Annotated in this window: 7 protein-coding genes; all 7 read left to right on the top strand. The window is 41.7% G+C overall.

Features of this window, described 5'->3' with window-relative positions; all coding sequences use genetic code 11:
- A partial coding sequence (locus tag DP116_RS23505) for an acyl carrier protein (protein ID WP_169157470.1) occupies positions 1–231 on the top strand: 231 nt, incomplete at its 5' end.
- A complete protein-coding gene (locus tag DP116_RS23510; protein ID WP_169157471.1) occupies positions 224–4,840 on the top strand; it encodes a type I polyketide synthase in 4,617 nt (1,538 codons plus the stop codon). The genes DP116_RS23505 and DP116_RS23510, both read left to right, overlap by 8 nt.
- Positions 4,818–5,744 (top strand): 3-hydroxyacyl-CoA dehydrogenase family protein, encoded by a 927-nt coding sequence (locus DP116_RS23515; protein ID WP_281357467.1) that lies wholly within the window; start codon positions 4,818–4,820, stop codon positions 5,742–5,744. The genes DP116_RS23510 and DP116_RS23515 overlap by 23 nt, the downstream gene beginning before the upstream one ends.
- 55 nt (positions 5,745–5,799) lie before the next feature.
- Positions 5,800–6,051 (top strand): acyl carrier protein, encoded by a 252-nt coding sequence (locus tag DP116_RS23520; protein WP_048868295.1) that lies wholly within the window; start codon positions 5,800–5,802, stop codon positions 6,049–6,051.
- A gap of 163 nt (positions 6,052–6,214) precedes the next feature.
- Entirely contained in the window at positions 6,215–7,399 is a 1,185-nt protein-coding gene (locus tag DP116_RS23525; protein ID WP_169157472.1) for an acyl-CoA dehydrogenase family protein, read from the top strand.
- A gap of 4 nt (positions 7,400–7,403) precedes the next feature.
- Positions 7,404–8,474 (top strand): HAD-IIIC family phosphatase, encoded by a 1,071-nt coding sequence (locus DP116_RS23530; RefSeq protein ID WP_169157473.1) that lies wholly within the window; start codon positions 7,404–7,406, stop codon positions 8,472–8,474.
- A 38-nt stretch (positions 8,475–8,512) separates the two neighbouring features.
- Positions 8,513–10,088, top strand: a 1,576-nt coding sequence (locus tag DP116_RS23535) for a condensation domain-containing protein (RefSeq protein ID WP_246275762.1), incomplete at its 3' end; no start/stop codon positions are given.

The following is a 10,088-nucleotide window of genomic DNA, read 5'->3' on the forward strand; positions in this document are numbered from 1 at the left end:
CTGATAGTTCAGGTTAATAGCAAATTACAAGAAGTTTTTAAACAGAATTTATCAATTGTAGAAATATTCCAAAATCCAACTATTAAATCACTAGCTCAATATTTCAGTCAAAAATCGGAGGATGTGCCTTCTATCCAATCAATGCGCGATCGCGCTCAAAAGCAGATTCAGGCTATCAACCACCGCCAAAAACAACAATTAAGCAAGCAAGGCAAAAAGATTTATGGCTAGCGCAACAAATTTGGATTCCTTGGAAGGCATCGCTATAATTGGCATGGCAGGACGTTTTCCCGGTGCCAAAAATATTGAGCAGTTTTGGCATAATTTACGATCTGGGATAGAGTCAATTTCTGTTTTCACAGACGAGGAGTTAATATCTTCTGGGATAGATCCTGCTGTAGTGAGTGATCCCAATTATATCAAAGTCAGTGCTGTCTTAGAAGATACAGATTTGTTTGATGCTTCCTTCTTCGGCTTTAACCATAGAGAAGCTGAAATAACAGACCCGCAACACCGTCTCTTCTTAGAGTGTGCGTGGGAAGCACTTGAAAATGCTGGTTATGACTCCACTCGGTGTGAAAGTCGGATTGGAGTGTATGCGGGTGCCAGCCTAAATAATTATTTATCATTTAACTTAAACCATGACCAAATCGGGTCAGCAATTACCTTTCAAAAGTTAATTGGCAGTGATAAAGATTTCCTCACCACTCGTGTCTCTTACAAACTAAATCTCACTGGACCAAGTTTTACAGTTCAAACGGCTTGTTCTACCTCATTAGTTGCAACAACACTTGCTTGCCAAAGTTTGGTGAATTACCAATGTGATATGGCATTGGTAGGTGGAGTTTCCATTCGGGTGCCCCAAAAAACAGGATATTTGTATCAAGAAGGAGGAATATTATCGCCTGATGGTCACTGTCACGCCTTTGATGCTATGGCAAGGGGGACAATTGTTGGCAATGGTGTGGGAGTGGTGGTTTTAAAGCGGCTTGCAGATGCTCTAGCTGACCGTGATAGCATCCATGCAGTCATTAAAGGTTCAGCAATCAACAATGACGGTTCACTTAAAGTTGGCTACACAGCACCCAGCGTGGATGGTCAAGCCGAGGCTATTGCAGAGGCTCAAGCTCTAGCTGGAATTGAACCTGAGACAGTCTCCTATATTGAAGCTCACGGAACCGGAACATCTCTGGGAGATCCTATAGAAATCGCGGCGCTGACAAAAGTTTTTCGTGCCAGCACACAGAAAAAGGGATTTTGTGCGATCGGTTCAGTGAAAACTAATGTTGGTCATCTGGATGCAGCGGCTGGGATAACAAGTCTCATCAAAACTGTTTTAGCCCTCAAACACAAACAAATACCACCTAGTTTGCATTTCGAGAAACCCAACCCCCAGATTGACTTTGCTAACAGTCCTTTCTACGTCAATACTAAACTTTCAGAATGGAAAACGAATGGCACTCCCCGACGTGCAGGAGTTAGTTCCTTTGGTATTGGTGGAACTAATGCCCATGTCATTCTTGAAGAAGCCCCAGTTGTAGAACTCTCGGATCCGATAGTTCTAAAATCTCGTCCTTGGCAGGTGTTAATGCTATCTGCCAAGACAAGTTCAGCACTGGAAACAGCTACGGCAAATCTAGCTAATTATCTTCAACAGCATCCCGATTTAAACCTCGCGGATGTAGCTTACACGTTGCAGATTGGGAGACAGGGTTTCGAGCATCGGCGTACGGTTGTTTGCCGTTCAATTGAAGATGCTCTTGATGCACTTGTTGATCCAAAGCGAGTTCTCACTGGTATTCAGGAAACTCAGGAGCGCCCTGTTGCCTTTATGTTTCCTGGACAGGGCGCTCAGTATGTGGATATGGGCAAAGAACTTTACCAGAGTGAGCCGATTTTTCGGGATCAGGTCGATTTGTGTTGTCAATTGCTCCAACCTCATTTGGGATTGGATTTGCGATCGCTCATTTATCCCAACGAGTCTGAGTCAAAAGTCGCAGCAGAGAAACTACAACAAACTGACATCACTCAGCCAGCGTTGTTTGTCATTGAATATGCTTTGGCTCAGTTGTGGATGTCGTGGGGGATTTCTCCAGGTGCAATGATTGGTCACAGTATTGGGGAATATGTCGCCGCTTGTTTGGCTGGTGTGATGTCTGTTGCTGATGCTTTAGCGCTGGTGGCTGCTCGTGGGCGACTGATGCAACAACTTCCATCTGGTGCCATGCTGTCTGTACCATTGCCAGAAGAAGAAGTTAGAGCGCTACTGGATGAAAAATTATCCTTAGCTGCCTGTAATGCACCAGCTTTGTGTGTGGTTTCAGGAACCCATGATGCCATAGACGCATTTCAAAACAAGCTCCAAGGTATAGAGTGTCGTCGTCTGCTTACTTCCCATGCCTTTCATTCCTCGATGATGGAACGCATCTTGGAGCGATTCCAGAAGGAAGTTAGTAAAGTCAAATTACATCCGCCAAAAATTTCCTTTATTTCTAACGTTACAGGAACTTGGATTACAGCATCTCAAGCTACAGATCCTAATTACTGGGCGACACATCTACGCTCCTGTGTTCATTTTTCACAAGGAATCTCTGTACTACTGCAAGAACCAAATCGCATTCTGCTGGAGGTAGGATCAGGACGCACTTTGTGTACCTTCGCTCTTAAGCATTCAGATGCGGTAGGGCTGTCTTCATTACCGCATCCTAAAGAAAAAGACTCAGATGTAGCGTTCTTAATGAACACATTAGGCAAAGTTTGGCTATCTGGAGTCCAAATAGATTGGTCTAGATTTTATGCTCATCAGCGTCGCTATCGCATCCCCTTACCAACATATCCCTTTGAGCGTCAGCGTTACTGGATTGAATCGCAAAAAAATACACGCGATGTCAATCTGAGCCAAACAGCATTAGAACAAAAGCTCGACATTAAAGACTGGTTTTACATTCCTTCCTGGAAACGTTCCGTACCACCTATATCTTTTGAAACTAGAAGATTAACAGTTGAAAAGCAATGCTGGCTGGTTTTTGTCGATACATGCGGCATAGGAACCCAAATCTTAGAAAAACTAAAACGTGAGAATCAAAATGTTATAACTGTCAAAGTTGGAGAGCAATTTTGTCACAGCGGTGAGTGCGAATATACCATTAATCCTCAAAACAAAAATGACTATGATGCATTACTAAAAGCCATTCGTAACTTAGGTCAAATCCCCACAATCATTGCTCATTTATGGAACATTACACCCAGTGAGTATATATCATCGAGACTTGAAAGTTGTGAAAAAGCTCAAGATATCGGCTTCTGGAGTTTGGTGTTTCTGGCGCAAGCACTTGGAGAACAGAATATTTCTGACTCTATCCAAATTGATGTTGTCTCCAACAATATGCAGCAGTTGCTTGATGAAGATGAGTTGTGTCCAGAAAAAGCGACTATTCTAGGACCATGTAAAGTCATTTCTCAGGAATATTCAAACATTACTTGCCGTAGTATTGATATTAAGCTTCCCCAATCAGGTACTAGGCAATGGGAACAACTGATAAACCATCTTTTGACAGAACTTGCAGCCTCAACATCTGAGCAAGTCATCGCATATCGTGGTAATCAGCGATGGGTACAGTGTTTTGAAGCGTTACCAATAGAAAGTCAAACCAGTACCACAGCCAGGTTACGAGAAGAAGGCGTATATATCATAACTGGTGGATTGGGGGAAATAGGACTTATATTTGCAGAACACTTGGCAAAGACAGTGCAAGCAAAAATTGTACTGATTGGGCGTTCGGGATTACCTCCAAAAGCAGAGTGGGAGCAATGGTCATCAAGTCATGACGATCAGGATCTGTTGAGTACAAAAATCAAAAAAGTTCAGATTCTAGAGGAATTAGGTGCAGAAGTTTTAGTCCTGACAGCAGATGTTGCCAACCTTGAACAAATGCAAGCTCTAGTTAATCAGGTACGCGATCGCTTTGGCGAAATTCATGGAGTGATTCACGCCGCAGGAGTTCCAGGTGCAGGTTTAATTCAACTCAAAACAACCGAATTAGCAACAAATGTTCTTGAACCTAAAGTGAAGGGAACACTTGTGTTAGATGCTGTACTACAAGATATTAATTTAGATTTTCTAGTCTTGTTTTCCTCAATCACTGCTACCGCAGGTGGATTTGGTCAGGTAGATTACTGTGCAGCGAATGCTTTTCTTGACGCCTTCGCTCATTACAATTTTTACCAACAGCAAATTCCAACTGTCTCTATTAACTGGGATTGGTGGCAAGGTAACAACTGGGCAGATTCATTGATGTCAGCTGTTCCAGAATTCCAAGCTGAGTTTAAGCAGATGAGAGAAAGATACGGTATCAGCTTTGTAGAAGGTGTAGATGCGTTTAGCCGTATTCTATCTACAAAACTACCTCAAGTCGTTGTCTCAACACAAAACCTACAAACCGTAATTGATAAATTTAAGAGTTTTGCAGCACCCATTTCCTCAGAAAAATTAGAGACGTCTGAGCAATCCAAACCAAAACACCCAAGACCTATTTTAGGAATTGCCTATGTTCCTCCCAGCAGTGATCTTGAGCAAAAGATTGCTGATATTTGGCAGGAATTGCTGGGTATTGAGCAAGTAGGTATTAATGATAACTTCTTTGACTTGGGCGGACACTCCCTACTAGCTACCCAACTCGTTTCTCAACTTCGCAAAGACTTCCAAGTAGAACTATCTTTACGTCACATTTTTGAAGCACCGACTATAGCCGAGTTGGCTTTGATGATTGAAGACCTGATTTTAAGGGAGTTGGAAGAATTAACAGAGGATGAAGCTAATGTTTACGCCGTCCGAGAATGAAGTTGAAAATCTTAGTAGCAAAGTGTGGTCAGTTGAAATGATGAAAATTCAAGTAGTCGGTGTAGTTGGAGCAGGTGTAATGGGAATCGGGGTAGCGCAAAACCTCGCCCAAACTAGTCATCAAGTGATTCTAGTAGATATTTCCGAAGAGATTCTGGATAAAGCAAAAAAGGAAATCAAGAATAATATCCGTTTCCAGGGTTTTTTCAATAAAAACGAGAAAGCAGAGAATCCTGACAACATTCTGCATCGAATTAAGTTTTCTACTAACTATAAATTTCTTGAATCTGCAGAATTTGTGATTGAAAATGCTACGGAAAAGTGGGATATTAAAAAGGAGATATACGCGCAGCTTGATGCAATTTGTCCCCCGGAAACTGTATTTGCAGCCAATACCTCTGCCATTTCCATTACTCGCATTGGTTCAGCCACTAAGCGTGCTGATAAGATTATTGGTATGCATTTCATGAACCCCGTGCCAATGAAGCCAATGGTTGAAATGATTCGCGGGTATCATACTTCTGATGAAACAATTTCAACCGCCAAAGAATTGTTGGCGCAGATGGGTAAGGAAGGCATCCTTGTCAATGACTCGCCGGGTTTTGTTTCTAATCGTGTGCTGATGTTAACGATTAATGAAGCCATTTTCTTGATACAAGACCAAGTTGCTTCAGTGTCAGAAGTAGATAGAATTTTTAAAACCTGCTTCGGACATAAAATGGGACCGCTAGAAACTGCTGACTTGATTGGATTGGATACGATTCTATTCTCAATTGAAGTTTTGTATGAAAGCTTCAACGACAGCAAATACAGACCCTGTCCCTTGCTGAAGAAAATGGTAGATGCAGGATTGTATGGTCGTAAAAGTGGACAAGGTTTTTATACTTACAATAGAGCAATTTGAAATCAGAAATTAAGACGAATCTTCTAGCTATCCTTGGTAAGGAGAAATTGAAAATATGAAAGAAATACAACCAAAAATAAAAGAATTCCTTTCACGTTTTTTCCGCAATTACGACTTACAGCCAGATGAAGATATTTTTGCACTTGGCTTTGTCAATTCTATGTTTGCCATGCAACTCGTCTTGTTTATGGAACAAGAATTTCAAATCAGTATTGACAATGAAGACCTAGAGTTTGATAACTTCAGGACGATAAATGCGATGACTCGTTTGATTGAACGCAAGACAGCTTTCGTTGTACAAAAATGAGTCAACTTAATAAAAAACGAAGAACCTCACCCGCCTCCCCAACCCTCTCCGCGAGTTCGGAGAGGGTTGGGGAGGGGTAACGCGAGGACTGCAATGATAAATAATCATTCGAACTTGATAGAAAAGATAAAAATTCAACCTATTTAAACATTTAAATAGTACAATGAAAATAGAGTTAACAACTCAACAAAAAGACGCTCAAGCTCAATTTAGAGCTTTCGTAGACTCCGAGGTTATGCCTTATGCGAATCACTACGACCAAGAAGAATGTACTCCTCCAAAGCTCATTGAAAAATTAGCTCAAAAAGGGTATTTGGGTGCTATTTTACCCAAAGTAGTGGGTGGTATAGGCATGGACTTTATTACCTACGGTCTTCTTAACGAAGAAATTGGACGGGGATGTTCTTCACTGCGGAGTTTGCTCACAGTTCACTGCATGGTTGCTCATGCTGTTTCTAAATGGGGCAATAAGTCTCAAAAAGAGTATTGGTTGCCAAAGTTAGCATCTGGTGAAGTTATAGCTGCTTTTGCCTTAAGCGAACCTAATGTGGGTAGCGATGCCAAAAGTATAGAAACTACAGCGACACTTTCTGGTGACTCTTATGTCTTAAATGGGCAGAAGAAATGGATTACCTATGGACAGATTGCTGATGTCTTTTTGGTGTTTGCTCAATGTGCAGGGAAACCTTCTGCTTTTTTAGTTGAAAAAAACAGTCCAGGACTCTTGATAAAACCCATTTCTGGAATGTTGGGTGTTCGGGCTTCAATGTTAGCAGAATTGCACTTTCGGGATTGTCGGATTCCACAGGAAAATGTGGTAGGTAAGTTGGGTTTTGGTTTCTCCTATGTTGCATCCTCTGCACTGGATTATGGAAGATACAGTGTTGCATGGGGTTGTGTGGGTATTGCTCAAGCCTGTCTAGAAGCTTGTATTCAGTATACAAGTCAACGAAAGCAGTTCGGAGCTTATTTGAAAGAACACCAATTAATTCGACAAATGATCACTGAGATGATAGCCAATGTAAAAGCAGCAAGATTACTGTGCTATCAAGCTGGCTATCTCAAAGATATCAGCGATCCAAGCTCAATAATTGAGACTTCAATTGCCAAATATTTTGCATCCACAACTGCAACCAAAGTTGCTAATAATGCTGTACAAATCCACGGTGCTAATGGTTGCACCAATGAATATTCTGTTGCCAGATATTTACGAGATGCCAAAATCATGGAAATTATTGAAGGAAGTACGCAAATACAACAGATAACCATCGCTGATTACGGTTATCAGGAGTATATGTCACAACCTACTCCTGCCGTAATTTCTCAAAACTTACTGGCAAGGACGTGAGAAGATGATTAGCACAAAAGCTGAACTGTCAAATTATAAACAAGCCGATAAAAAAGCTATTAAATGTGTAGTTTGGGATTTAGATAACACAATTTGGGATGGTGTTTTATTAGAGGATGACCACGTTGAGTTGCGCTCTCAGGTAGTCGATATTATCAAAACATTGGACAGTCGAGGCATTTTGCAATCTATTGCCAGTAAAAATGATTACACCAGAGCAATGGAGCAACTCCAAGAGTTTGGTTTACACGAATATTTTCTGTATCCTCAAATTAATTGGAATTCCAAATCTAGTTCGATTCAGGAAATTGCTAAGTCTCTCAATCTTGGTATCGATACATTTGCTTTTATAGACGACCAGTTATTTGAACTCGAAGAAGTTAATTTTTCATATCCGGAAGTTCTTTGTATCAACGCTGCTGAACTAGCGCATTTACTAGATATGCCAGAAATGAATCCTCGTTTTATTACAGAGGATTCAAAACTGAGAAGGTTGATGTATATTAGTGATATAGAACGAAACAATGGCGAAAAAGAATTTGTTGGCACCCAATCAGAATTTTTAGCTACACTCAATATGTGTTTTACTATGTCTTCCGCTCAAGAAGAAGATTTACAACGAGCCGAAGAACTAACAGTCAGAACTAATCAATTAAATACAACTGGTTATACATATTCCTATGATGAACTGAATCATTTCCGACAGTCAGATAAGCATAAACTGCTCATTGCCAGTTTAGAAGATAAGTATGGCAGTTACGGTAAAATTGGCTTGGCTCTTGTGGAATGCCAAGAGTTTGTGTGGACTATAAAACTTTTGCTGATGTCTTGTCGCGTTATGTCCAGAGGTGTCGGCACAATTCTGCTGAATTATATTATGACATTGGCTAAAAACAACAAGGTTCGTTTGCGTTCTGAGTTTGTTTCAAATAATCGCAATCGTATGATGTACGTATCTTATAAATTTGCAGGGTTTAAGGAAACTGAGAAGAAAGGAGATTTGCAAATTTTAGAAAATGACTTAACGCGAATTCAACCCTATCCTGAGTATGTGAATATCAAAATTATGGATTAGAAAAAATTGCTAGTTCTTGTAGTTTGATAGGGGGGATTATGGACAACAAAAAAGATGAAATTTTGAAACGACGGTCAAAGCTTTCACCCATGCAGCGGGAACTTCTCGAAAAGCGGCTGCGGGGTGAGGTTAACTCTCACTCTCAATTAAAGGTTATTCCAAGACGTTCTCAAACAAGTCCTGCTCCCCTATCTTTTGCTCAACAGCGGTTGTGGTTTCTCCACCAGTTAGAACCTAGCAGTCCCCATTATAGTGAACTAGCATGTTTACGGTTGACAGGTGCGCTTAAAATCGATGCACTAGAGCAAAGTCTTAACGATATTGTGCAACGTCATGAAGCTCTACGTACTACTTTTGAAATAGTGGAGGAGCAAGCAGTTCAGGTCATTCACCCCACTATAACTGTAGCGCTACCAGTGGTAGAATTGCATTTGATGTCAGAAGCAGTGCGACAAGCCCAAATCGAGCAGCTAACAACAGAGATAGCTCAAAAACCCTTTGACTTGGCATCTGGTTCGTTGCTACGAGCTATGCTGTTACAAACAGGCCTGCAGGAACACGTGTTGCTGTTCGCAATCCACCACATTGCTGTTGATGGCTGGTCGATAGGAGTGCTGATCCGGGAATTAGTAGCACTCTACGAAGCCAAGTCTTGCGAGAAGACATCCCCACTGCCTGAACTTCCGATTCAGTATGCAGACTATGCTATCTGGCAACGTCAGTGGATGCAAGGAGAGCTACAAAAAACGCAGCTTTCCTATTGGAAACAACAATTGGCAGGCGCTTCAACGTTGGCTTTGCCCACAGATCGTCCACGACCCCCAGTCCAAAGCTTCCGAGGTGCAGTTACCTGTTTTAAGCTATCACCAACCCTAACCAATACGCTCAGATCCCTAAGTAATCGGGAGGGGGTAACTCTGTTTATGACGTTGTTGGCAGCGTTTCAAACCCTACTATACCGTTACACAGGGCAAGAAGATATCTGCGTTGGCTCCCCAATTGCGAATCGCAACCAAACCGAGATTCAAGGGTTGATTGGGTTTTTTGTCAATACCCTTGTGCTACGTACCTGTCTTTCTGGTAATCCAAGTTTTTTAGAATTACTGGGTGGAGTGCGTCAGGTGTGCATAGGTGCGTATGCTAATGCAGATATACCTTTTGAGCAACTGGTGGAAGAACTTCACCAAGAGAGAAATCTCAATCACACGCCCTTATTTCAGGTCATGTTTGCCTTGCAGGAAGACACTCAGAAGGATTTGACACTGCCTGGTTTGACTCTAAGTTGGCTCCCCATACACAGCCAAACTGCCAGGTTTGATTTGACCTTGCAGGTTGTAGACGGCGAGCCAGAATTGAGGGGGTCGTTAGAATATAATACTGACTTGTTCAATGCCGAAACCATTACTCGGATGGCAGAGCATTTCCGTACAATGCTCTCGGGTATTGTTGCAAATCCACAAGCAAGATTATCAGATTTACCAGTACTGACAGCAGCCCAGTTACATCGGCAAGTAGTGGAATGGAATGATACTTCTACCAATTACCCAACAGATGTATGTATTCATCAGTTGTTTGAGGCTCAAGTAGAACGCACACCTGATGCAGTCGCAGCGG

This window comes from Brasilonema bromeliae SPC951 (genome assembly GCF_012912135.1).
Classification (GTDB): Bacteria; Cyanobacteriota; Cyanobacteriia; order Cyanobacteriales; family Nostocaceae; genus Brasilonema; species Brasilonema bromeliae.